21 protein-coding genes are annotated in these 23,870 nt (G+C 72.8%); 14 read left to right on the forward strand and 7 right to left on the reverse strand.

Going from position 1 to position 23,870, the window contains the following annotated elements; translation table 11 throughout:
- Nucleotides 1-76: 76 nt before the first annotated feature.
- The 7 genes from NE236_RS16180 (at nucleotide 77) to NE236_RS16210 (ending at nucleotide 7,658) form a co-directional block, all read left to right on the forward strand.
- Complete coding sequence (locus NE236_RS16180) at nucleotides 77-475, forward strand: Zn-ribbon domain-containing OB-fold protein (protein ID WP_252842790.1); 399 nt, start codon at nucleotides 77-79, stop codon at nucleotides 473-475.
- Entirely contained in the window at nucleotides 472-810 is a 339-nt protein-coding gene (locus NE236_RS16185) for a VOC family protein (RefSeq protein ID WP_289850432.1), read from the forward strand. Before NE236_RS16180 ends, NE236_RS16185 begins: the two co-directional genes overlap by 4 nt.
- On the forward strand, nucleotides 807-2,432 hold the full coding sequence (locus NE236_RS16190; protein WP_372494354.1) for a class I adenylate-forming enzyme family protein: 1,626 nt from the start codon (nucleotides 807-809) through the stop codon (nucleotides 2,430-2,432). The genes NE236_RS16185 and NE236_RS16190 overlap by 4 nt, the downstream gene beginning before the upstream one ends.
- Complete coding sequence (locus NE236_RS16195; protein WP_308209105.1) at nucleotides 2,429-4,552, forward strand: acetate--CoA ligase family protein; 2,124 nt, start codon at nucleotides 2,429-2,431, stop codon at nucleotides 4,550-4,552. The genes NE236_RS16190 and NE236_RS16195 overlap by 4 nt, the downstream gene beginning before the upstream one ends.
- A gap of 6 nt (nucleotides 4,553-4,558) precedes the next feature.
- Nucleotides 4,559-5,320: a glucose 1-dehydrogenase gene (locus NE236_RS16200; RefSeq protein ID WP_252842793.1), complete on the forward strand. Its 762-nt coding sequence runs from the start codon at nucleotides 4,559-4,561 to the stop codon at nucleotides 5,318-5,320.
- A gap of 68 nt (nucleotides 5,321-5,388) precedes the next feature.
- Nucleotides 5,389-7,002 carry a sensor histidine kinase gene (locus NE236_RS16205; protein WP_252842794.1) on the forward strand — a complete coding sequence of 538 codons (1,614 nt, stop codon included), beginning with the start codon at nucleotides 5,389-5,391 and terminating at the stop codon, nucleotides 7,000-7,002.
- Nucleotides 6,999-7,658, forward strand: coding sequence for a response regulator (locus tag NE236_RS16210; protein WP_252842795.1), 660 nt, complete (start codon nucleotides 6,999-7,001; stop codon nucleotides 7,656-7,658). Before NE236_RS16205 ends, NE236_RS16210 begins: the two co-directional genes overlap by 4 nt.
- A 63-nt stretch (nucleotides 7,659-7,721) precedes the next feature.
- Here the strand turns inward: NE236_RS16210 and NE236_RS16215 are convergent, their stop codons facing one another.
- Nucleotides 7,722-8,288: a hypothetical protein gene (locus NE236_RS16215; RefSeq protein ID WP_252842796.1), complete on the reverse strand. Its 567-nt coding sequence runs from the start codon at nucleotides 8,286-8,288 to the stop codon at nucleotides 7,722-7,724.
- A gap of 201 nt (nucleotides 8,289-8,489) precedes the next feature.
- Nucleotides 8,490-9,893 (reverse strand): amidase, encoded by a 1,404-nt coding sequence (locus NE236_RS16220; protein ID WP_252842797.1) that lies wholly within the window; start codon nucleotides 9,891-9,893, stop codon nucleotides 8,490-8,492.
- A gap of 95 nt (nucleotides 9,894-9,988) precedes the next feature.
- Here NE236_RS16220 and NE236_RS16225 point away from each other — a divergent pair, with 95 nt between their 5' ends.
- A complete protein-coding gene (locus tag NE236_RS16225; protein WP_252842798.1) occupies nucleotides 9,989-10,546 on the forward strand; it encodes a TetR/AcrR family transcriptional regulator in 558 nt (185 codons plus the stop codon).
- A gap of 317 nt (nucleotides 10,547-10,863) precedes the next feature.
- Complete coding sequence (locus NE236_RS16230; protein WP_252842799.1) at nucleotides 10,864-12,309, forward strand: GAF domain-containing protein; 1,446 nt, start codon at nucleotides 10,864-10,866, stop codon at nucleotides 12,307-12,309.
- A 71-nt stretch (nucleotides 12,310-12,380) separates the two neighbouring features.
- On the opposite strand, the gene NE236_RS16235 is transcribed toward NE236_RS16230, so the two are convergent.
- The gene (locus tag NE236_RS16235; RefSeq protein ID WP_252842800.1) at nucleotides 12,381-12,863 is read right to left on the reverse strand and encodes a YkvA family protein; all 483 of its coding nucleotides are present in this window, start codon (nucleotides 12,861-12,863) and stop codon (nucleotides 12,381-12,383) included.
- Complete coding sequence (locus NE236_RS16240; RefSeq protein ID WP_252842801.1) at nucleotides 12,779-13,006, reverse strand: DUF397 domain-containing protein; 228 nt, start codon at nucleotides 13,004-13,006, stop codon at nucleotides 12,779-12,781. Before NE236_RS16240 ends, NE236_RS16235 begins: the two co-directional genes overlap by 85 nt.
- Before the next feature lie 178 nt (nucleotides 13,007-13,184).
- Here NE236_RS16240 and NE236_RS16245 point away from each other — a divergent pair, with 178 nt between their 5' ends.
- On the forward strand, nucleotides 13,185-13,841 hold the full coding sequence (locus tag NE236_RS16245; RefSeq protein WP_252842802.1) for an enoyl-CoA hydratase/isomerase family protein: 657 nt from the start codon (nucleotides 13,185-13,187) through the stop codon (nucleotides 13,839-13,841).
- Nucleotides 13,842-14,207: 366 nt separating this feature from the next.
- Here NE236_RS16245 and NE236_RS16250 read toward each other — a convergent pair whose 3' ends face one another.
- The 3 genes from NE236_RS16250 to NE236_RS16260 are packed head-to-tail and all read right to left on the reverse strand — an operon-like array spanning nucleotide 14,208 to nucleotide 18,707.
- Nucleotides 14,208-15,050 (reverse strand): TIGR03619 family F420-dependent LLM class oxidoreductase, encoded by an 843-nt coding sequence (locus NE236_RS16250; RefSeq protein ID WP_252842803.1) that lies wholly within the window; start codon nucleotides 15,048-15,050, stop codon nucleotides 14,208-14,210.
- Entirely contained in the window at nucleotides 15,047-16,651 is a 1,605-nt protein-coding gene (locus NE236_RS16255) for a hydantoinase B/oxoprolinase family protein (protein WP_252842804.1), read from the reverse strand. Before NE236_RS16255 ends, NE236_RS16250 begins: the two co-directional genes overlap by 4 nt.
- Complete coding sequence (locus NE236_RS16260) at nucleotides 16,644-18,707, reverse strand: hydantoinase/oxoprolinase family protein (RefSeq protein WP_252842805.1); 2,064 nt, start codon at nucleotides 18,705-18,707, stop codon at nucleotides 16,644-16,646. Before NE236_RS16260 ends, NE236_RS16255 begins: the two co-directional genes overlap by 8 nt.
- 126 nt (nucleotides 18,708-18,833) lie before the next feature.
- Here NE236_RS16260 and NE236_RS16265 point away from each other — a divergent pair, with 126 nt between their 5' ends.
- The 4 genes from NE236_RS16265 to NE236_RS16280 all read left to right on the forward strand — a co-directional run bounded on the left by NE236_RS16265 (nucleotide 18,834) and on the right by NE236_RS16280 (nucleotide 23,812).
- Nucleotides 18,834-19,703: an LLM class flavin-dependent oxidoreductase gene (locus tag NE236_RS16265; RefSeq protein ID WP_252842806.1), complete on the forward strand. Its 870-nt coding sequence runs from the start codon at nucleotides 18,834-18,836 to the stop codon at nucleotides 19,701-19,703.
- Nucleotides 19,704-19,851: 148 nt separating this feature from the next.
- On the forward strand, nucleotides 19,852-21,150 hold the full coding sequence (locus NE236_RS16270; RefSeq protein WP_252842807.1) for a Dyp-type peroxidase: 1,299 nt from the start codon (nucleotides 19,852-19,854) through the stop codon (nucleotides 21,148-21,150).
- Between the two features lie 229 nt (nucleotides 21,151-21,379).
- Nucleotides 21,380-22,294: a YVTN family beta-propeller repeat protein gene (locus NE236_RS16275; protein ID WP_252842808.1), complete on the forward strand. Its 915-nt coding sequence runs from the start codon at nucleotides 21,380-21,382 to the stop codon at nucleotides 22,292-22,294.
- A 108-nt stretch (nucleotides 22,295-22,402) separates the two neighbouring features.
- Nucleotides 22,403-23,812 carry a multicopper oxidase family protein gene (locus tag NE236_RS16280; protein WP_252842809.1) on the forward strand — a complete coding sequence of 470 codons (1,410 nt, stop codon included), beginning with the start codon at nucleotides 22,403-22,405 and terminating at the stop codon, nucleotides 23,810-23,812.
- The last annotated feature ends 58 nt before the right edge of the window (nucleotides 23,813-23,870 follow it).

Here is a 23,870-nt window from a genome sequence, read left to right on the forward strand (position 1 = left end):
CGCCGTCAAAGCGGGCCGGACATCGAAGATCGCCGTGCCTTGCCCGCCTACCAAGCGTGCGCTAGCTTGGCATTCGATGGACCCGCGCCCGCTGCCCCGGCCGAGCGCGCTGACCGCGCCCTACTGGGAGGCGTGCCGGCGCGGCGAACTCGCCGTTCAGCGCTGCCGCGGATGCGGACGCCGCGTCCACCTCCCCGAGCCCGCCTGCCCGCACTGCGGCGGCACCGACCTGCCGTACGAGGCGGTGTCCGGGCGCGGCGTGGTGCACACCTTCAGCGTCGTCCACCGCGCGTTCCTGCCGGGGTTCCAGGCCCCGTACGTCATCGCCTGGATCGACCTGGAGGAGGGCGTCCGGGCGTTCGGCGGCATCGTCGGCGACATCGCACCGGAGGGCGTACGGATCGGCATGCCCGTGCGGGTCCGCTTCGACGACCTCCCCGGATTCGGCCGCATCCCCAACTGGAGGCCAGCTTGAAGATCGGCAACGTCCTGTATCCGGTGAGCGACGTCGACCGGGCCGTCGCCTTCTACCGCGACGGCCTCGGGCTCACCGTGAAGTTCACCGACGGCGGCCGGTTCGCCGCGCTGGACGCAGGCGGCACGACGTTCGCGCTGGCCGGGCCGGCGGAGGACGTCACCGGCGGCCACCCGGCCGCGTCGTTCAAGGTCGCCGACGTGGCGGCCGCCGTCGAACGGCTCACCGCGGCCGGCGCGCGGCTCGTGGGCGGCCCGGACGAGGGGCCGCACGAGACCCGTGCCGTGCTGCGCGATCCCGACGGCAACCCCCTCGTCGTGTACGCGCCCCGATGACCCCTCACCTCCCCCGAACAGGGCCCTCCCCGCACCAGGAGACTCCAGTGGCGCGATCACCCTTCGGCAACTACGGGCACGCGATCCTCACCGCCGGCGCGCTGCGCACCCCGGACAAGGTGGCGCTGACCTACTGCGGCGCGACCAGCCTCACCTACGCCGCGCTCGACCGGAAGGTCAACCGGGTGGCGCACGCGCTGCTCGAGGCGGGCATCCACCCCGGGCAGCGCGTCGCGTCACTGATGAACGAGACGCTGAACGTCGCCGAGGTCTACCTCGCGCAGATGAAGCTGGGCTCGGTCGTCTGCGCGCTCAACCCGTACTGGCCGGAGGACACCCTGGCCCAGGTCGTCGAGCACTCCGAGTGCACGGCGTTCGTGTACGACGCGAGCGTCGAGAAGCTCGTCGCGGCCGTACGGCCGAGGCTGCCCGGGGTGCGGCTCTGGCTAAGGGTGGGCGGCCCCGCCGAGGGCGCCGTCGACCTGGACGCACTGGCGTCCGCCGCCACGGAGGACGAGCCCCCGCTCGGCGGGCACGGCGACGACCTCATGGCGCTGTTCTACACCTCGGGTACGACCGGCCTGCCCAAGGCGGTCCGGCACACGCACGCCTCGAGCCTGGCCTCGGCGCAGATCTGGCTGGACATCCCGCACGCCGCCGACTCGGTCATGGGCACCGGCGCCATCATCTGGGGCATCGGCTTTCCCGCGCTGGTCGGCCCGGCGTTCTACGCGGGCATGCGGCTGGTGCTCGAACAGGACTGGGGTCCGGCCAACTTCCTGAAGGTCGTCCCCCGCGAGCGCGTCACCCACGTCAGCCTCATCCCGAGTTTCTTCTCGGCCCTGCTCGGATCGGACGACCACGTCGACGTGGACCTGTCGTCGCTGACCGCGATCGTGCTCGGCGGCGAGCCCCTGCTCCCGTCCCTCCGCGAGAGGATCATGAAGAGGCTGCCCGGAGCGGCGATCGTCAGCTACTACGGCCAGACCGAGGCGCCGTACACCTGCATCGGCCGCCAGGACGACGGCAGCCAGGACATCTCCTCGGCGGGCCGGGCCCGCACCTCCGCGGCGGTGCGCGTGACCGGTCCGAACGGCGAGCGGCTCGTGAACCAGGTCGGGGAGATCAACCTGACCGGGCCGAACCTCATGCAGGGCTACGACAGGCTGCCGGACAAGACCGCGCAGGTGCTCCGCGACGGCTGGTACGTCGGCGGCGACCTCGGAATCATCGACGAGGACGGCTTCCTGACCGTGCTCGGCCGGCGCGAGGACGCCATCCTCAAACGCGGCGTCTGGTCCCAGCCCAGCGGCCTGGAGGACGCGGCGATCGAGCTGGACGGCGTCGCGGAGGCCGGCGTCGTCGGCGTCCCGGCGCAGGCCGACGGCGAGGACGCCGTCGAGCAGCGGATCCTGGCGGCGGTCGTCCCCCGGGCCGGAGCCGTCCTCGACGCCGACGACCTCAGGGCGCGGCTCGCCGCGCGGCTGCCCGCCCACCAGGCGCCCGACCTCGTCGTCGTCACCGATGAGCTGCCGCACACCCAGGACGCCTCCGGCGGCCCGGGCAAGCTGCTGCGCCGCGAGATCCGCACCCGCTACGCCGACCGGCTGGAGCTGCGGTGACGGGCGGCGCCGAGTCATCGACAGATGAGACGGACACGGTGATCCCCGAACATCGGGTCAAGGAGTTCGTGTCCGGGTTCGGGATCGCCGTGCCGCGCGGCGCGACGGCACCGGCCGCCGAGGACGTCGCCGCCGCCGCGAGCGGGCTGACGCCACCCCTCGTCGTCAAGGCGTACGGTCCGGGCCTGGTGCACAAGAGCGACGCGGGTGCCGTACGCCTGGGACTCGGTTCACCGGTGGAGGCCGCGCGGGCCGCCGCCGAGATCCGGACGGCCCTCACGACGTCGGGCGTCACGGTCGAGGGCTACCTCGTCGAGGAGCAGGCGCCCCCCGGTGTCGAAGTGATCGTCGGCGCGGTCCGCGACCCGTCGTTCGGGCCGGTGCTGCTGGTCGGCCTCGGCGGCGTGTGGACCGAGGTGCTCCGCGACACCTCCCTCGGCCTGTGCCCCATCACCGAGGACGACGCCCGGCGGATGCTCTCGCGGCTGCGCGGCGCGGCCCTGCTGGACGGGTTCCGCGGGTCCCCCGCGGTCGACCGCGACGCGCTCGTCAAACTGCTGCTCGCGGTCGGCGGTCCCGGTGGCGTCGTCGAGAGCCTCGGCGAGGAGTTCACCGAGTTCGAGCTGAATCCGGTCATCTGCACGCCCGAGGGCGCGATCGCGGTGGACGCCCGCCTCCTGGGCCGGTCCGACCTGACCGCGCGCGAACATCCCGTGGCCTCCTCCCCGGCGGGGCCGGCGCGGGACTTCACCCGGCTGTTCGCACCGCGCGGCGTGGCGGTCGTGGGCGCCTCCACCAAGCGGCCGAACTTCGGCAACATGTTCCTCGGCTTCTACCGCGCGGCCGGGTACACCGGCCGGCTCGTGGCCGTGCACCCGACCGCCGGGGAGATCGACGGGGTGCCCTGTGTGCCCTCCCTGGAGGGGGCCGACGTGGACTACGCCCTGGTCGCCGTCCCAGCCGAGCGCTGCCCGGACGTCGTCCGCGAGGCCCGTGGCATCCCGTTCGTCCAGGTGATGAGCGGCGGCTTCCGCGAGACCGGCGCCGCGCGTCTGGAAGAGGAGCTCCTCGCCGCGGCCGGTGAGGCGGGCGTACGGCTGCTGGGTCCCAACTGCATGGGCGTGTACTCCCCGGCGGGCGGTCAGACGTTCATCGGCGGGCGGCCCGGAGTCCCCGGGCGGATCGCGCTGATCTCGCAGAGCGGCGGGCTGGCCGGGGAGGTCGTCAAGGTCGGCGAGCACCGTGGCCTGGCCTTCTCCAAGGTCGCCACCGTCGGCAACAGCGCCGACGTCGGACCGGCCGAGCTGCTCCGGTACCTCGCCGCCGACGACGACACCACGGTCATCGGCCTGTACCTGGAGGACCCGCGCGACGGCAGGGCGCTGTTCGAGGCACTGCGGGCCGTGTCCAAACCGGTGGTCGCCCTCGTGGGCGGACGCTCCGCGCAGGGCCACCGGGCCGCCGCGTCGCACACGGGTGCGATGGTCGGCGACGCCCGCGTGTGGGAGGCACTGGCCGCGCAGGCCGGGCTGCCGCTGGTCACCGCGCAGGACGACCTGATCGGCGCGCTGGACCTGCTCGACCTGCACGCCGGGCGGAAGGTGCCCGCCTCACCCGACGTCCTCGTCATCGGCCCGAGCGGCGGGGCCAGCGTGCTCGCCGCCGACGCGCTCGACCGCGCCGGGCTGCGGCTCGCCCCGCTGCCCGAGGTCGACCTCGGCCTGCCCGTCGGCGCCGTCTCCGGCAACCCGCTGGAGATCCCGGTCGGCCCGCGCGCCAGACCCGACCTCGTCGGGAGTGTCGTCACGGCGATCCAGCGGGCCGCGGACCGGCCGTACCCGGACGTGCTCGCCCACGTGAACGTGCAGAGCTTCTTCACCTTCGGCGACAGCGCCGACCCGCTCCTCGCGTACGCGCGCGGCGTCGGGGAGTTGCAGCGCGAGCTGACCGGCACGAGGGTGACCCTCGTGCTGCGCAACGCCGAGTACGCCCCGCCCGGCGTCGAGGACGAACTGCGGGTGATCGCCCGCGCCGCCGGGGTACCGACCTATCGGAGTGTGGAGGCGGCCGCCACGGCGGTCGCGGCGGCCAAGGTCCGCGACCAGCGGCGGAGAGCGTGAGGTGTCATGGGCAGGCTCGACGGGAAGGTGGCGCTGATCACCGGCGGCGCCCGGGGCATGGGCAAGGCCCATGTCAAGCGGTTCGTCGCCGAGGGCGCCAGGGTGGTGTTCGGCGACGTCCTGGAGGAGGAGGGCGGCAAGCTCGCCGCCGAGCTCGGTGACGCGGTGCGGTTCGCGCCGATGGACGTGACCCGGCCGGAGGACTGGCGGAACGCCGTCGACACGGCGGTCACGGCCTTCGGCGGCCTCACCGTGCTGGTGAACAACGCCGGGATCATCAGGCACCGGTCGATCGAGGAGATGTCCCTGGAGGAGTGCACCAAGGTCATCGAGGTGAACCTCATCGGGCAGTGGCTCGGCGTGAAGTCGGTCATCGAGCCGATGCGGGCGGCCGGCGGCGGCTCCATCGTCAACGTCTCCTCCACCGAGGGCTTCATCGGCGCGGCCGGACTGGCGGCCTACAGTGCCAGCAAGTTCGGCGTCCGGGGACTGACGAAGGCGGCGGCGCGCGAGCTCGGCGCGTACGGCATCCGGGTCAACTCGATCCACCCCGGCGCCATCCTGACCGCGATGGCCATGGACCCGGACGTGGTCGCGGCGACCGCGAGCAGCGCCGAGGCGTTCTTCAACGCGCTGCCGCTGAAGCGGATGGGCAAGGCGGAGGAGGTGCCGGCGCTGGTGGTGTTCCTCGCCTCCGACGAGGCCGGCTACTGCACCGGCAGCGAGGTCCTCATCGACGGCGGCATGCTCACCGGCGCCGGCTACTGACGGCGGCCCGGGAAGGACCCGACTTTCGTCAGTATCGACGCGGAGCGACGGGCCTGTACGGTTCGGCCGTGCGCTGGTCGGTCAGGGATGTGCCGCTCTGGGGCTTCTTCGCGCTCACCGTGCTGCTGGAGAGGGCCGCCCAGGGCGGAGTGGGCGCGCCGTGGCCCGTGGTGGCGGTGGGGCTGATCGCCCTGGGCGTCATCGTCGCGGTCAGGCGGTCCCACCCGCTGGCGGCGCTGTACGGGGCGGCGGCCCTTCCGCTCCTGCAGTGGGCGTACGTCGCGGTGCGCCCGGGGCCGTTCTCCCTGGCCTACGTGGTCGCGCTGCCCGTCATGAGCCACCTGGCCGGCCGCCGGCTGCCGCGCGACCGGCCCGTGCTGCTGTCGTTCGTCGCGGTCGCCCTCCTGGAACTCGTCCTGGCCGTCGCGGTCGGGACCGTCGAAGGGTCGGCGACCCGGTGGGCGGTCACCTGGTTCGACCTGACCCTCGCGCTGGTGTTCCTGATCATGTGTCCCTGGCTGATCGGCCGCTACCGGCGCCTCCAGCAGGAGCTCGTGCGCGCCGGCTGGGAGCGCGCGGAACGGCTGGAACGCGAACAGCGGATCACCGCGGACCGCGAGCGCCTGCGCGAACGCGCGCGCATCGCCCAGGAGATGCACGACTCGCTCGGCCACGAGCTCAGCCTGATCGCCCTGCGCGCGGGCGCCCTGGAGATGGCGTCCGACCTCGAGGAGCGCCATCGCGTCGCGGCGGGCGAGCTGCGCGCGGGCGCGGCGTCGGCGACCGAGCGGCTCCGGGAGATCATCGGCGTGCTCCGCGAACCGCACCGCACATCCGAGGATCCGGTCGTGCCGCTGACCCCGGCCCGGGAGAGCGTCACCGCCCTGGTCGAACGGGCTCGCGCGTCGGGCATGCCGGTCGAACTGCTGGACGAACGCACGGACGGCGGATCCGGGCCGCTGCCGGACATGGCGGGCCACGCCGTCCACCGGATCGTGCGGGAGTCGCTGACCAACGCCGCCAAGCACGCCCCCGGTGCCGTGGTGACGGTACGCCTGGCGCGGTCGGAGGACGAGACCGTCGTGACGGTGACGAACGGGCCGCCACGGGGCGGCTCGCCACGCGCGCCCGGCAGTGGCCTGGGCCTGGTGGGGCTGCGGGAGCGCGTCCGGCTCGCGGGCGGCACCCTGCGCGCGGGCCACCGGGACGACGGGTTCGAGGTGCTCGCCCGGCTGCCGCACACGGCCCCCGCCGAGTCGCCCGGCGACGATGCCGCGGACCGCTCCGGTTCCGCACACGGACTGGCGCGAGCGCGCGGGCAGGCCCGGCGCGGCCTGGTCACGGCGCTGATGGTGCCGCTGTCCACCGCCGCGAGCCTGGCGGTCGCCCTCCTCGCCTACTACCTCTACACGACCGAGAACTCCGTCCTGGACCCGGCGCGCTTCGGGCGGCTGCGGGTCGGCGAGCAGCGCTCGTCGATCACACTGCCACCGGTGGAGATGATCGACGCCCCGGTCGACTCCGGCCCCGCGCCTCCGCCCGGCGCGTCCTGCCGGTACTACCGCTCGGACGACAATCCGCTCGGGGTGGGCGACGTCTACCGGCTGTGCTTCGCGGACGGCCGGCTCGTGGCCAAGGACGTCCTGTCGGCCGCCGACCGGCAGCGAAGGGATGATCGATGATCCGGGTGCTCCTCGCCGACGACGAGGCCATGATCCGTGCCGGAGTCCGCGCGATCCTCGCCACGGACTCCGGCATCGAGGTGGTCGCGGAGGCGGCCGACGGGCGGGAGGCCGTCGAACTGGCCCGCTCGCACCGGCCGGACGTCGCACTGCTGGACATCCGGATGCCACGGCTGGACGGGCTCGGTGCCGTGGCGGAGCTCCGGCGGGCGGTGCCGGACACCGCCGTGGTCATGCTCACGACGTTCGGGGAGGACGAGTACATCGCCCGTGCGCTCGGCGACGGGGCGGCCGGCTTCCTGCTCAAGGCGGGCGACCCGCGCGAGCTCATCGCGGGCGTACGGGCGGTCGCCGACGGCGGGGCGTACCTGTCTCCCCGGGTGGCCCGGCGGGTCATCGCCGAACTGAACCAGGGAGGGCTGTCGCGCAGGACCGAGGCCCGGACGCGCGTCGACGCCCTCACCGGCCGTGAACGCGAGGTCCTCGCACTGGTCGGCACCGGCCTGTCGAACGCCCAGATCGCCCGCCGCCTGCATCTCGTCGAGGGCACCGTCAAGGCCTACGTCAGCGCCGTCTTCACCCGGCTCGGCGTACGCAACCGCGTCCAGGCCGCGATCCTCGCGTACGAGGCGGGCCTCGTGGAGGGGACGCCGTAGACCGGTGACACCGTGGGAGGCCCGGCCGGACGCCGGAACCTCCCACCTCGGGAGTCGACGCCGTCAGCGCTCGGCGGCGTTACGGAGGGCCAGGGTCGTCCGCGCTAGTTCGTCCGCGGAAGGAGCGGAACCCGCGACCACGCCCACGGTGGAGCCATCGCCCCACGCGCACCCGGCTCCGCCGTGCGATCCCGCGGCACAGCGCAGGGTGCCGCCGAGGTGCCCGGCCGGGTAGTCCTTGGGGCCCGTCAGCGGCATGGCCGCGAGGGCGGAGTCGACCTCGGCCGAGGGCGGGTTCGACCGCAGTTCCTGGGCGATGGTCGGATGGTCCCCGGCCGCCAGGCCGATGAAGGCGATCCGCTGCTGCGCGTTCCCGCGCCTCTCATAGACCGCGATCTTCATCTTGGCGGCGAACACCGGGTTCTGCTGGGCCTGGGCCTTGCGGATGGCCTCGATGACGCCCTGGGCGTCCGCGCCGGTCATCCGCGTGTAGTCACCGAAGGAGTCCGGGATCTTGATCGTGCGCTGCACGCCCGCCGGCGGCGAGGGGCTGGACGTCGTCCCGTACGCCGCCATCCCGGTGCCCGACGAGGAACCGCACCCGGCCACGCCCGCCATCAGGGCGAACACGGCGATAGGAAGCAGGGAGGTCGGGCCGACTTGGCCCCTGGACTGCCCCCCTCCACCGCGGAACGCCGCCATACCCGCCAAGCTACGCGGCCCATTGACCGGCGATTATCCACAAAGGGAACAGATCACTTAAACGTGAGCCAAAGGCCAACCTGGCGTCCGGTGCCCTCTATGGCCGGGGATCAGCTCGGTAAGGAGACGCTACGCCAGGTCGCGGATGCTGCCCTGGGCCTCCACCGGACGGCGGCCGGTCCAGTGTTCGGCGGCTTCGAGCTGGGCGGCGAGGGACAGGAGGGTGGCCTCGTCGTTCTCCCGGCCCAGGAACTGCGCGCCGATCGGCAGGCCGGCGGAGCTGAGCCCGGCGGGCACGCCGATGGCCGGCCAGCCGAGGACGTTCCACGCCCAGCAGAAGGGGCAGGCCGCGGTCGCCAGCTTGCCGGTCGCCCACCACCCGCGGCCGCTCAGCGCGCCGATCCGCAGCGGGAGCTGCGCGGTCGCCGGAGTCAGCACGACGTCGGCGCGCTCGAAGATCCTGCCGATCCGGCGGCCCATACGAGGCTCGGCGCGGCGCGCGGCGGGAATCAGCCGCCGCCCGATGTGCCGGCCGAGGAACGCCTCGGTGCGGGTGGCGGGCTCCGGGTCGGGGTCGGGGGTGTCGTCGAGCCAGTCCGCGACCCCGGCGGTCCCGCGTGGCAGGAAGTTCAGGCCGATCAGCCCGTAGTCCGGCTCGGCCGGGAACACCGCGTGCCCCAGATCGGCGAGGACGCCCGCGAGGCGCAGCACCGCCGCCCGGATCTCCGGGTCGACCGCGGACGGCACGCCGAACGGCGTGCGGAACGACAGGGCGATCCGCAGCCGACCGGGCTCCCGCGCGGCTGCCCGACGGTACGGCTCGGCGGGCGCGGGCGGGCGGTGCACGTCGTCGGGGTGGTTGCCGGTCAGCACGTCCAGGAGCAGCGCCGCGTCCTCGACCGTACGGGCGAGGGGGCCGGCGACCGTGATGCCGTAGAAGGGATCGACGTGCGGCCAGACGGAGACGCGGCCGCGCTGGGGCTTGAGACCGACGAGGCCGGTCCACGCGGCGGGGATGCGCAGGGAGCCGGCGCCGTCGGAGCCGACCGCCCCGGAGACCATGCCGGCCGCGACCGCCGCCGCCGAACCCGCGCTCGACCCGCCCGGCGTCCGCCCCAGGTCCCAGGGGTTCCGCACGATCCCGAACCCAGTGGTCTCCCCGGTCGGCCACTGCCCGATCTCGCTGGTGTTGGTCTTGCCCACGACGATCGCGCCGGCCGCGCGGAGCTTGCGCACCACCTCGCTGTCGGCGGTCTTCGGCTGATGGCTTCCGCGGCAGCCGAAGGGGGTGATGTGCCCGGCGAGGTCGGTGTCGTCCTTGATCGCGACGGGCACGCCGAGCAGCGGAGGGCGGTCCTCTCCGCGCCACCGGTCGGCCCGGTCCGCCTCCTCCAATGCCTGCTCGGCGCAGACGACGCGGAAGGCGCCGAGCGTGTCACGCTCGATGCGGTCGAGTGAGTACTCGACGAGCTCGCGCGCGGAGACCTCGCCCGCGGCGAGTCGGGCGGCGTCTGTGGTGAGTCCTTCGATCACCGGATCCCCCGAAAGTCGGATTCGTTCGTTCGAACGAACGATAATCCGGAAAGGGCTACGGTGAGAAGGGCCGGATAGGCCAGACTTGGCCCGCAATGGAAGACACACGAGAGCGCATCCTGCTCGCCACCCTTCGCCTGATCGGCGAGCACGGTGTCGGCGCGGTCACGAACCGGCGCGTCGCGACGGCCGCCGGCATCGCACTGGGCTCGCTGACGTACCACTTCCCGAGCCAGGCCGAGCTCCTGCGGGAGACCCTGGTCCGGTACGTCGACGCGGAGATCCACCGGATCAGCGACATCGCCGCACGACTCCAGGGCATCACCCCCGAACAGGCCGTCGTCGAGGCCGAACGCGCCATCGCCGACCTGCCGCGCGGCCCCGAGGAGGTCGCGACCCTCGAACTGCACCTCCACGCGTCCCGCGACCCCTTGGTACGGGAGGCCGCCGTCCGCTCGGTGGAGGCCTACGACCGGCTGACGACCGCGATCCTCACCGCCCTGGACATCCCCGAGCCGGAGGCCAAGGCCCCGGCCGTCGTCGCGCTGCTCTACGGTCTCGCGGTCCGCCGCCTGGCCACCGGCGACCCCTCGGGCACGGCCGAGGCGCTCCGCCTCCTGCTGTACGGCGCGGCCGCCCCCGGCCCGGAATGACCGGAGGGGGGCCGCCCGCCGCCGGGGCACTCCTCTCCCGGCGGGCCCAACGGCGGCGGGCGCGTGCGCGGCGCACCGGATCCGTCCCCTCTCACGGGTCCGGGCTGACCGCCACGTGCGACCGCGGACCAGAGCGGAAAGGTGACGCCCCGTTGCGGTCGCGGAACGTACGGTAGACGAGCCGGGGTTGCAAACAGGTTGCAACCGTTCGATGACCGACGGCGATGATCGCAGGTCGCCAGTTTGGCCGAATCGCTTGCGGCCGGGGTCCGGAGCCCCAATGCTCAGGGCAGACACGCCCCCAGTGGAGAAGCGCCATGCGAAGCAGTCACGTGTGCGACAACCCCGCGGACTGTGATCTCCGGACCGCCGCGCTGCACGAGGCGGCCGTCACCGGAGCCGCCCTCACCGGCCGCCCTCCGATCCGTGAGTCGTGGCGCCGTTCGCTCGACGCGGGGGTCGACCCGGAGACGCGCGCGGCACCGCAGGCGATCGACGCCGCCCGGGTGGCCGACGTCCGTGCGGCCCACCCCCTCGACCGGCACCTTCCGCAGCTGCGCGACACGCTGCGCGGCGTCGCCGACGCCACCACCCACCTGATGGTGATCACCGATGGCGACGCCCGCGTGCTGTGGAGCGAGGGACCGAGCGACGTGCGCCGGCGGGCGGACACCGTCGGGTTGATCGAGGGGTTCCGCTGGTCCGAGGAGGTGATCGGCACCAACGGCATCGGCATGGCGCTCAGCACCCGCGCACCGGCCTACGTCCGGGCCGCCGAGCATCTGGTGCGGGTGCTCCACCCGTGGTCGTGCGCCGGCGCGCCCATCGTCGACCCGGACACGAACCAGGTGATCGCCTGTGTCGACATCAGCGCGACGGCCGACGCCCTGCACCCGGCCGTCGTCGCGCTGGTGGAGGCCGCGGCCCGGCTGGCCGAGGCCTGGCTGACCCTGGAGATGAACCACCGTGACGAGTGCCTGCGCGCGCGGTACCTGCGGCACGTGTGCGGGGACACCCGGGCCCTCGTGACGACGACGGGGCGGATCCTGGCCGCCGATCCCGACGGCTGGCGCGGCGGACGTGTCGTCGTCCCGGAGGCCGGCGCCCGTGTCGCCCTGCCCGACGGCAGCACGGCGGTGGCGGAGACACTGGGTCAGGCGTACCTCCTGCGCGCCACCGGCTCCGACGACCGGTGCTCGCTCACCCTGCGGCTGCTCGGCGACGAACAACCCTGCGCCGTCCTCGACGGCCGGCGCATCCCGCTGTCCCTGCGGCACGCGGAGCTGCTCGCGCTGCTCGCACTGCACCCGAGCGGCCTGACCGGCGAGCAGTCGTCGCTGCACCTCTACGGCGACGAGGCCAATCCGGTGACCGTACGCGCGGAGATCCACCGGCTGCGGGGGCAGCTCGGGAACATCGTCCGGGCGAAGCCGTACCGCCTCGACTGCGACGTCGAGGCCGACTTCCTGACCGTACGCCGGCTACTGGCGGCCGGAGACGTCACGGCGGCCGTACGCCTGTATCCGGGGCCGCTGCTCCCCCGCTCGGAGTCCCCGGCCGTGCAGGCCGAGCGGGACGAGCTGGCCGCGCAACTGCGCCGGCAGCTGCTGCACCGCGGCGACTTCGACGCGCTGTGGTGCTACGCGCAGGTGGCGGACGACGACCTGGAGATCCTCATGCGGCTGGCGGCCGTGCTGCCGCCCGGCGATCCGCGGCGGGTCTCCGCGCAGCTCCGGCTGGACCGCGCCCTGCGCGACGACTGAGCCTCGGTGGCCGTCGACCCGCAGACGGCTGAGCCTCGGTGGCCGTCGATCCGCGGACGGCCCGGCCGTGCTCACGTCCGTGTGAGGCGGCGGACGGCCTGGAGTCCCTCCTCGGTGCCGGGCCAGTGACGGGCGACCGCGTCCGGTCCGGCCCGGCGGATCACCGATCGCAGGACGAACGCGACGAGGATCGCGTCGTCGGCGTAGCCGAGGATCGGGATGAAGTCGGGGATCAGGTCGATTGGCATCGCCAGGTAGGCGAGCAGCAGCCACAGCCTGAGGCGTACGCCGCGGGGCAGCGTGGGGTCACGCGCGAGCCGGGCGACGAGCCGGAGCAGGTCGGGCAGCAGCCGGACCGCGTCACCGAGGGCACCGCCCTTCGGCCGGGCCAGCGCCAGGAAGACGACGAGGACCAGCCAGAGCAGGAGCAGGCCGGCCGCCGCCGCGAGGAGGCCTGTGAGGACCTCCCTCAGGAGCTCTGCGGCGAGTGGGGCGCGTCTTCCACCATGTCGTCGAACTCGCCGTCCTTGACCCCGAGGACGAACGCCTCCCACTCGGCAGGGGTGTAGTACAGCGCGTCGCCGTCGGGCTTGGCGGCGTCGCGCATGACGATCATGCGGTCGGCGTGCTTGTGCTTGATGGGCACGTCTGCGCCGTCGACGAACAGGATCTCGACGGAGCCGGATTCCTCGCTCATGCCGTCCTTCTTCCGCTGGGGGACGCTCCCGTCCGGAGGCGATGGACCCAGGTTATCGGGCGCGCCCGCCGACACGGGGCCGAATTCGGGCCAGTCCAACGACCGCCTCTGCCGGAACCGGCGCGGAGATGAGATGCTCGTCCCGGCAGTTACTCACCAGTAGCACAGGAGAGACGGCATGATCGAGCTACGGCGGGACGGGGACGTTCGCATCCTTCGCTTCGACGAGGGAGAGAACCGCTTCAGCCCCGGCTTCCTCGATGAGCTCGAGAAGATCCTCGACGACCTCGAGGCCACGAGGGGGCCACGGGCCCTGGTGACGACCGGCACCGGAAAGTTCTTCTCGAACGGCCTCGACCTCGACTGGCTGACGAGCAACCCCGACCAGTGGAACCCGTATCTCGACAGGGTGCACGCGCTGTTCGCAAGGTTCCTCACACTGCCGATGCCGACGGTCGCCGCACTGAACGGTCACACCTTCGCGGCCGGAGCCATGCTCGCGCTGACGCACGACCACCGCGTCATGCGGACCGACCGCGGGTACTTCTGCCTGCCCGAGGTCGACCTGGGACTCTCCTTCACACCGGGCATGGCCGCGCTGATCCAGGCGCGGCTGCCCAAGGTCACCGCCCACGAGGCGATGGTCACCGGCCGGCGGTACGGCGCCGAGGACGCACGAGAGGCGGGCATCGTCCACCGGACCGCCCCGGAGGCCGAGGTGCTGACGACGGCGCTCGAGGTCGCCGCTCCCCTGGCGGGCAAGGACGGCGGAACGGTCGCCAAGATTCGCACGGCGATGTACGAGGCGGTGCTGGACGCCCTCAAGACCGGCTGAGACCGGGAGGTTCGGCGATCGGATCTCCGCACGGGCTTTACAGATAATTTCCGATCGGTATAGTAGGCAATACGGACCAGTGCTCCTGCGGCAGCCATCGCGGGCTGGTCTTGGGGGCCGTCTCGACGACCTCGCGCGTCCGGTCGGACGAGACGGTGGGCCGGGGTCGGCCTCGAGTGGCAGCGGTGCCGACCCCGCCCTCCCGCCCATTTGTTGACCTTGGGAATATGGCCCGTCGCGGAGGGCCGGGAACGGCGATAACCCAAAGTCAACGGATTGGCAGCCCTCCAGCACCGTCGCTTGCCGGCCGCGAGCACGCCCCGCGCCCGTCCCGGCGAGAAGCGAGAAGGATGTCGGCCGGCCGGCTCACGTGTCGCGCTGGATCTCGTACTCCGCGGCGAAGCGGCGCAGGCCGTCGAGGGCCTCGCCGGTTCGTGTCCAGGGCCGGACGATCAGCCGGTCGACACCGAGGTCGGCCCATGCACCGACCTCTTCGGGGCCGGACAGCTCATACGCGTGCACGGTGATCTCGAAGGGCCGGTCGGGCGGCTCCTCCGCGAGGAGACGGCGGAGCCGATCGAGCTGCGGGCGGATCGACTCGACGGTGTGCGGCATGCTGATCCACCCGTCGCACCGGGTGGCCGCGCGCCGCAGGGCGGCGGGCGACTCGCCGCCCGCGAGGAGGGGGATGCCGCGCGGCTTGGGCTCGAAGGCGACCTCGTCGAAGTCGAAGAACTCCCCATGGTGCTCGACGACGTCCTCGGTCCACAGGCGGCGGGCCACGTCGATCGCCTCGTCGAGCCGCCGACCCCGGCTCGCGAAGTCGATCCCGGCCGCGTGCCACTCCCCCGCGTACCAGCCCGCCCCCACACCCGCGATGGCGCGCCCGCCGGAGACCTGGTCCAGCGTCGCGAACGCCCGCGCGCCGGCGAACGGATGGCGCAGCGCGAACAGGTGCACGGCCGTGCCCAGCCGGATCCGTTCGGTGACGGCGGCCAGCGCGCACAGGTACGCGGGCGCGTCGAACAGGGGCGTCGACGGCACGATGCCGGGCCGGCCGGTACCCGGATAGGCCGCGGTGGACAGATCGGTGGCGAAGACCAGGTGCTCCGGCATCCACACCGACTCGAAGCCGAGGCGGTCGGCCTCCACCGTCAGGTCCCGCCAGATCCCCGGGTGCACGAGGCCGAGCGGGATGCCGAACCTCACCGGGTGGTCCTGCCGTCGGATACGTCCCGTCGTACGGCCTCGGGGTCGCGCTCGGCGGGGTCGCCGTAGCCACCGCCGCCGGACGTCTCGACGACGAGGGCCTCACCCGCGCGCAGCGGCGAGCGCGTCGCCTTGGACGGCAGCGGTTCGCGGGTGCCGTCGGGGCGTTCGCGGTAGTAGCCGCCGCCGCGCCCGTGCCCGCCGCCCGCGGCTCCGGCGGGCGGGTGGCGCAGCCGGTCGCCGCGCGTGTCGGCCCGCGCGTCCTCCAGCACCCGGATGACCGTGCGCGTTCCGAGCCCGCCCCGCCGGCGGCCCCGGCCCCCGGAGTCGGGGATCAGCGCGACCTCCTCGATGCGCACCGGCAGCCGGGCCTCGATCGGCTCGACCTGCGGGATGATGTTGCGCCCGCCGCCGAACAGCGCGCCGGTCGCGTCCGGACCGTCGCGGCCGTACCGCGCGCCCATGCCGCCGAGCTCGAACGCCATGTGCAGCCACGGGCGCGCGGCGCCGCTGATGCTGAATGCCTGCAGGATGCCGGAGGCGGCCGCGCCGCGGCCGGGAAGCGCCCGCGTGAGTGCGGCGAAGATCGCCTCCTCGGCCGCGGCGACCGTCCCCCACCGGCCTCCGCCGGGGTGGGGCTTGGTGCAGTTGACCAGGCTCCCCTCGGGCATGCGCACGTCGACCGGCGCGAAGCAGCCCTCGTTCATCGGCAGTGACGGGTCGACGAAGCAGCGCAGCGCGTACATCACGCCGCCGAGCGTCTGGGAGAACCCCGAGTTGACCGGCGTGGCGACCTGGGGGTCGGTGCCGGTGAAGTCGACCAGGACGCCGTCGTCGTGGACGGTCACCGCGACGCGGACCCAGTGCCGGTCGTCACCGTCCTCGACGGCGTACTCGCCCTCGTAGGTGCCCCTCGGCAGCCGCGCGAGCTCCTCACGCATCCGTGCCTCGGTGTGCGCGAGGTAGCCGTCGATCCCGGCGGCGAGGTCCTGTTCGGCGGCGAGTGCCTCCAGGCGGCGGGCGGCGACGTTCGCGCCGGCGACGAGCGCCCGCAGGTCCCCGAGGAGCTTGTCGGGGGTACGGCTGTTGGCGGCGAGCACCCGCGTCAGGCCCTCGTCCCAGCCCGCCGCGGTGGCGATCCGAACCGGCGGCAGCTGGAGACCCTCGAGGAACACGTCGGTGGCGTCGCTGGCCATCCCGCCGGCCGACAGGCCGGACAGGTCGGCGACGTGGATGAGCGTGCCGGTGAAGTAGGCGGGGCTCCCGTCGAGGAAGACCGGCCGGAAGACGAGGAGGTCGTTGGCGTGGACGCCGCCCTGGTAGACGTCGTTGAGGCAGAAGACGTCGCCCGGGCTCATGTCGGCGAGCGGGTAGGCCTCGATGACGTACGGGAGGGCGCTGCGCAGGCTCGCGCACTGGATGATCGCGGTGGACAGCGAGTGCGCGACCAGGCGGCCGTTCGCGTCGAGGATCGCCGCCGCCGCGTCCGCGCCCTCCACGATGAAGGTGGAGTACGCCGAGCGGACGACGACGATGCTCGCCTCCTCGGCCGTGACGCGCAGGGCGTTGCGGAGGATCTCCGCGATCAGGTCGTCACGCATCCGCGTTCTCCCTCTCCAGCGACACCGCGCCGTGGTCGTCCAGGACGCCGCTCCAGCCGGGCGGCACGACGAGCGACGCCTGCGGTTCGGTGACGACGCAGGGGCCGGTGAACCGTTCGCCGGGAGCGCACGCGGCGCGTTCCCGCACCGGCACCTCGCGGAACGCGCCCCCGAACCACGCCCGACGGGTGCGGTCCGGAGCCGGTCGCGGCGGGTCCGCACCGCGGACGTGTGCCGCGTCGGCGGGCAGGGAGACGCGCGCACGGGCGACGGTGAGCTCGGCCGGGTCGCGCAGGTCGATCCCGTACGACTCGCGGTACCGGGCGTAGAACTCCGCAACGGCGGCGTCGACGACCTCGCGAGTGACCGCCTCCGGGCCGAGTTCGACGGTGAAGGCGTGCGCCTGCCCGGCGAAGCGCAGGCCGACCGAACGCGTGACCCGGCACCGTGCGTCGCGCAGGCCGAGGTCGGCGCGGCAGGCGTTCTCCAGGTCGGCGAGCACGGCCTCCAGCGCGACCGGGTCGGCCGTGGTGGCCGGTGCGAGGAACGTCCGCGATCGCTCGATGGCCAGGTCGGCGTGGAGCAGCCCGGCGGCCGATCCGACGCCGCAGCGCGCCGGGACGAGCACCCGGCGGATCCCGAACCGCTCGGCGAGGCCGGCGGCGTGAGTCGGGGCGGCGCCGCCGAGGGCGACGAGGGTGAAGCCGCGCGGGTCGATGCCGCGCCGGACGGTCACGACGTGCACGGCCGTCCCCATCTGGGCGCCGGCGATGTCGTGGACGGCCGCGGCCGCCTCCACCACGTCGACGCCGAGCGGTTTGGCGACGTGCCGGGCGATGGCCTCCTCGGCCAGGTCGGGGCGCAGGCGAAGGTCGCCGAAGCCCTCCGGGTCGAGGTAGCCGAGCACCAGGTCGGCGTCGGTGACCGTCGGCAGCGCTCCGCCCCGGCCGTAGCACGCCGGGCCGGGCGCGGCCCCGGCGGAACGCGGCCCGACTCGCAGCGCGCCGGCCTCGACCCAGGCGATCGAGCCACCGCCCGACCCCACCTCGGCCAGGTCGATCGCCGGGACCTTGATGGGCACGCCGGTGCCCGGTCGTCGTCCGCCGAAGCTGCCCTTGCCGCCGACCTGGAACTCGTGGGTGACGCCTGGGCGCCCGCCTCGTACGAGCCCGGCCTTGGCCGTGGTGCCCCCCATGTCGAAGGAGATCAGGTCGGCGAGTCCGTGCCGGGCGCCCTCCCGCGTCGCCGCGACCACCCCGGCCGCCGGGCCCGACTCGATCGTGTAGACGGCGCGGGACGCGGCGAGCTCGGCGGGCAGCACCCCGCCCGCCGACTCCATGACGTGCACCGGCGCGGTGATGCCCAGCTCGGCCAGGCGATCGCGCAGGCGGCGCAGATAGGAACCCATCACGGGACCGACGTACGCCGACATGAGCGTCGTCGTCGCGCGTTCGTACTCTCCGAGCTCCGGCCAGACCTCCGAGGAGACGACGACGGGCGTGCCCTCCGGGAGCCGCTCGGCGATGAGGGACGCCAGCCGTTTCTCGTGCGCGTCGTTGGCGTGGGAGTGCAGCAGGCAGATCGCCACGGCCGCGACGCCGAGGTCGGCGACGCGCTCGGCGACCCGCCGGGCGGCGCTCTCGTCGAGCGGGGTCAGGACGGTGCCGTCGGCCGCGAGGCGTTCGGGCACCTCGAACGTACGGGTCGCGGGCACCGGCGGCTCGCCCGGCGAGAACGCCAGGTCGTACCGCTCCTCCTCGACGCGCGCCTGACGGCCGAGCGCGAGCATCGAACCGAAGCCGCGCGTCGTGACGAACGCGACGTCCGCGCCACGGCGCTCGAGGATGACGTTCGTGGCGAGCGTCGTCGCGTGCGTGAACCGGTCGACCGAGGCCGCCGCGACCCCCGCGTCGGCCAGCACCCGGCGGATGCCGCGCACCAGTCCCTCGGTCGGATCGTCCGGGGTCGTGAGGGTCTTGGCCACGTGGACGCGGCCGTCCGCGACCAGGACCACGTCGGTGAAGGTGCCTCCGATGTCACTGGCCAGTGCCGCCACGCAGACCTCCACCCAACCTAGCGCCCGCTTGGTGAGCGTAAGGAGTCGACGAACGGCTGTCAATGACACCTGCGTGCCGCCCGGGTACCACCTGGGTAGGTTCGAATACACGGGGGGGTGTCCTACATGAACGTCGGCCTCGGCCTGCCCGGCGGCGATCCGTCGGTCCTGCTCGACTGGGCGCGGAAAGCGGACGCCGGCCCGTTCAGCACCCTGGCCCTGCTGGATCGCCTGGTGTACGACAACCCCGAACCCCTGGTGGCGCTGGCCACGATCGCGGGCGCCACCGGCCGGATCCGCGTGCAGACCGAGGTCCTGCTCGCCCCGCTTCGCCAACCGGCGCTGATGGCCAAGCAGGCCGCCACCCTCGACCGCCTGTCCGGCGGCCGCCTCACGCTCGGCATCGGGCTCGGCGCCCGGCGCGACGACTACAAGGCCGCGGGCATCGACCAGCACGGCCGCGGGGCACGCCTCGACCAGATCATGACGGACATGCGTCGCATCTGGTCCGGCGAGCCGTACGCCGAGGACATCGGGCCGATCGGACCGGCGCCCGCACGCGATGGCGGTCCGGAGGTCCTGTTCGGCGGCTTCGCGCCGGCGACCATCCGGCGCATCGCCCGCTTCGGGGACGGCCTGCTGTGCGCGTCGCCCATCGACGACGTGGACGGCCTCTTCCGCGCCACCGAGCAGGCATGGCGATCGGCCGACCGCACCGGCAGCCCGAAACTGGTCGCCCAGCTCAACGCCGCGCTCGGCCCGGACCAGACTCTCGAAGAGGCGCGTGGTCACATTCGCCGTTACTACAGCGGACCGGAGTACACGGAGCTGCCGCCGAACTACACCGACCTGGTCGTGCAGAGGATGCTCACGACCTCCGGTGAGATCCGCGCCGCCGTCGACCGGCTGACCGGCATCGGAGCCGATGAGATCATCTTCTACTGCTGGTCCCCGGACCCCGGGCAGGTCGACCGCTTCGCCGAGACGCTCGCATAGCCCACGCGTCCGCGGTACGAGACCGACGCCCGCACGCTCGCGCCCGGGCACCAGATGATCGCGCTTACACCTGCGTGTGCCGAGAGTATGGTGGTCATACGGGCTGCGCAGACACGGCACACCACCGGACTCGTTCCGGGAGGACACCATGACTGACGAGAGGCCTCCCACCCCAGAGGACAGGTGGCGCGGCGGGGGGTGTCCGGCGGATCTCCTCGCGCGGCGGTCGTTCCTTCGGGGCACAGTGGCCGCCGGTCTCGTCGGGGCCGCGGGCGGGAGCCTGCTGGGCGGTGACGAGGCCCTCGCGGACTCGGCGAGCGGCGACGGCGCGAGGACGAGCGCGATTCCGTTCCACGGCGCCCATCAGGCGGGCATCGCCACTCCTCCGCAGCCGATCGGAGCCTTCGCCTCCTTCGACGTGACCGCCTCCGGCCGTGCGGAACTCACTGACCTGTTCCGCACGCTGACCAGGCGGGCCCGCTCCCTCACCGCGGGAGGCACGCTGCCGAAGGCGCCGCCGCGTGCGGCGCCACCGGACACCGGCATCCTGGGCCCCGACGCCGCGCCGGATGATCTCACCATCACGGTCGCCGTCGGCGCGACCCTCTTCGGGCGGTACGGACTGGCCGCGCGCAAGCCGGCCCAGCTCGTCACCATGAGTCCATTCGCGCACGACGACCTGGATCCCGCGCTGTCCCACGGCGACATTCTGGTGCAGCTCTGCGCCGAACACCGGGACACGACCGTGCACGCGCTGCTCGACATCCTGGCCCACACCAACGGCGCGATGAGGCAGCGCTGGCGCATCCACTGCCAGCGCAATCCACCGCGCCCCGACGGAATCCCGCGGGACTGGTTCGGCTTCAAAGACGGCATCTCCAACCCGGACACGACGAACACCGCCCAGCTGAACCAGCTCGTCTGGACGCAACCGCGTACCACTGAGCCTGTCTGGGCGACGGGGGGCACCTACCAGGTGGTGCGCATCGTCCACTTCGATCTTGAGAAGTGGCAGGAGGTACCCGTCGCCCAGCAGGAGCGGATCTTCGGCCGCCGCAAGGTCAGCGGTGCCCCCATGTACGCCGTGTCCGACAACACGTCAGACGACCTGGATCCCATCTACACCAACGACCCGCAGGGCCTGATCACCCCGCTGCACTCCCATGTCCGCCTCGCCAATCCCCAGACCCCGCAGACCGCGTCGACCAGCTCCATCCTGCGCCGCAGCTACGACTACGACCGAAGCCCCGACGTGCACGGCGGCCTCGACCTGGGGCACGCGTTCTGCTGCTTCCAGCGTGAGCTCGACACCTACATCACCATGCAGAACCGGCTGGAAGACGAAATGCTGGTGCCGTACATCAGCCCGCGGGGCGGCGGCTACTTCTTCGCCCTTCCCGGCGTGCGTGACGACAAGGACTACTACGCCCGTGGACTCCTGACCTGACCGGGGCCGCCCAGGCCGACCGGTCTCCGGCGAAAAGGCGATCCGGGCCACGACCGGATCCCCTGCGATGCGCACAGGAGGCGAGATGCGTTCCACCTGGCGAAACCGGCCTGGTGCCGTCGACCGGCCGTGCGGGAGGGCTCTCGGGCCGGTGCGGGGGGCCGCTTTCGGGCTCTTGTCGGCGTCCGGTTGTCTCCTCGCGGCATCGGCCGGGTCGGCCTCGGCGACGATGTCCTCCGCGATCGTCCGCTCGGGTGGCGACGGCCACGTGTACGTCACCAACCAACTCGACGACACGGTCTCCGTGATCGATGCCCGAACGAACCGGGTCGTCGCGACCGTGCCGGCCGGCACGGCACCCGCAGGCGTCGCGGTCGCTCCGGCCGGCGGCCACGCCTACATCGCGGACAGCGGATCGGCCGGCGTCTCCGTACTCGACACCCGGACCAACAAGATCGTCGGGACCGTGCCGGTCGGGAAGAGTCCCAGCGGTGTCGCCCTGAGCCCGGACGGCACGGCGCTCTACGTCGCGGACGGCGGCTCGAACAGGGTCTCCGTACTCGACACCCGGACCAATCGGGTGACCAGGTCCATCCCGGTCGGCACGTCCCCCGTGAAGGTGGCCGTCAGCCGGGACGGCAACGCGGCCTATGTCGCCAACGCCGGATCGGGCAGCGTATCGGTCATCGACACCCGTACGCACCGGGTCGTGCGGGCCATTCGCGCAGGCCGGTCACCGGTAAGCGTCGCCGTCGCCCCGGACGGCCGGTCGGCCTACGTCGCCGACGAGACGGCGGCGAACGTCTCGGTCGTCGGCACCCGTACCGGCACCATCACGGCCACCGTGCCGGTCGGCGAGGGCCCGTTCGACGTGGCGCTCGGACCGGACGGCCGCTCGGCGTACGTCGCCGTTCTCGGCCCCGGGAAGGTCTCGGTGATCGATACCCGTGGACACCGCGTCTCGGCGACCGTTTCCGTCGGCCCCCCGGGCACCGACCCGTTCAACGTGGCGGTCGGCTCTTCCGCGATCTACGTCACGAACCAGGGGGCAGGCACCCTCGCAGTCATCGACGCCAAGACCCTCAAGGTCACCGCGACCGTCACCGTCGGCAACAGCCCGTACGGCGTGGCCGTGGGCCCTTGACAATGTTTTAAATCGTCCGTTTCCGGCCGATAACGGTAAGTGACCCACGGGTGCCGATCCGGTGCTCCCAGCATGGCGTTCGACCTTGCATCGACATCGGGGGGTGTGATGCGCTCTCGAGCCGGCCTGACCTACCTGTACGCAGCGGTGGCCCTCGTCATCGCTCCGCTGCCGAGCGGCTCCGCCGGCGAGCCGTCGCCGTCACCATCGGCGCCGGGGGGAGCGGCGCTACGGGACCCACCCCAGCTGGTGAGCCACGACGGGCTCCTGCGGGTGAAGATCGTCGTGGAACGACGCCGGGTGGACGTCGGCGGTCGCAAGCTGTGGGCCCTCACCTACAACGGCCGGTACATGCCCGCCACACTGCGGATCCGGCCCGGGGACAGGCTGGATCTGGCGATGGAGAACCGGCTGACCTCGCCGACGAACCTGCACGTCCACGGAATGCACGTGTCCCCCAGCGGCCACTCCGACAACATCTTCGTCCGCATCGAGCCCGGCCGGACCTTCCACTACTCCTACCGGTTCCCCCGCGACCTGGCGCCCGGCACCTACTGGTACCACTCGCACGCGGACCCCATCTCCGCGCCCCAGGTCGCCGGCGGAATGTCGGGGATCATCATCGTCGACGGGCTCAAAGAACACCTGCCGCGGTCGTTGCGCGGCATCACCGACCACGTCATCGCGCTCAAGGACTTCCAGGTTCAGGGCGACACGGTCAAGACACAGAACCTGAAGATCAGCGCGCCCACCACCCGTACGGTCAACGGTCAACTCGACCCGACCATCAAGATCCGGCCGGGCGAGGTCCAACTCTGGCGGCTGGCCAACGTCAGCGCCAATGTCTACTACTACGTCCACCTGCGGGGACAGCGCTTCCACGTGATCGCGCACGACGCCAACCCGGTCGACCGGATCTGGACCGCGGACTCACTCCTCCTCGCCGCGGGAACCCGGTTCGACGTGCTCGTCCAAGGCGGTCCACCAGGCACCACCCGGCTGGAGACGCTCCCGTACAGCACCGGGCCCGGTGGAAACAAGTTCCCCCAGGCGACCCTGGCCACCGTCGTCTCCGCAGGGACGCCGGTCCACCCGGTCACGCTGCCCACCGCCTTCGCACCGGTCGAGGACCTGAGCCACGCCCCGATCGCCGCACGGCACACCCTCGTGTTCTCCGAGAACGCGGCGGGCACCAAGTACTACATCAATGGGAAACAGTTCGACATGAACCGGGTCGACGTCCGGTCGAAGCTGGGCACGGTCGAGGAATGGGTCGTCCGCAACGACAGCAACGAAGAGCACTCCTTCCACGTCCACGTCGACGACTTCCAGCTGATGAGCATCAACGGCCGGCCACACCACGGCCACGGCCTGCAGGACACCGCCAGCGTTCCCCCGAAGGGCCGGATCGTCGTCCGGATCCACTTCACCGACTTCACGGGCAGGACGGTGCTGCACTGCCACATCCTCAATCACGAGGACGCGGGCATGATGGCGGTCCTGGAGATCGTCAAGTGAATCGCCGCACGCGAGCGCGGGCTCGCAAAGGGACGCCGAGCCGGCCGTCACCCCCCGC

Origin of the sequence: Actinoallomurus purpureus (assembly GCF_024055795.1) — a bacterium.
Classification (GTDB): domain Bacteria; phylum Actinomycetota; class Actinomycetes; order Streptosporangiales; family Streptosporangiaceae; genus Actinoallomurus; species Actinoallomurus purpureus.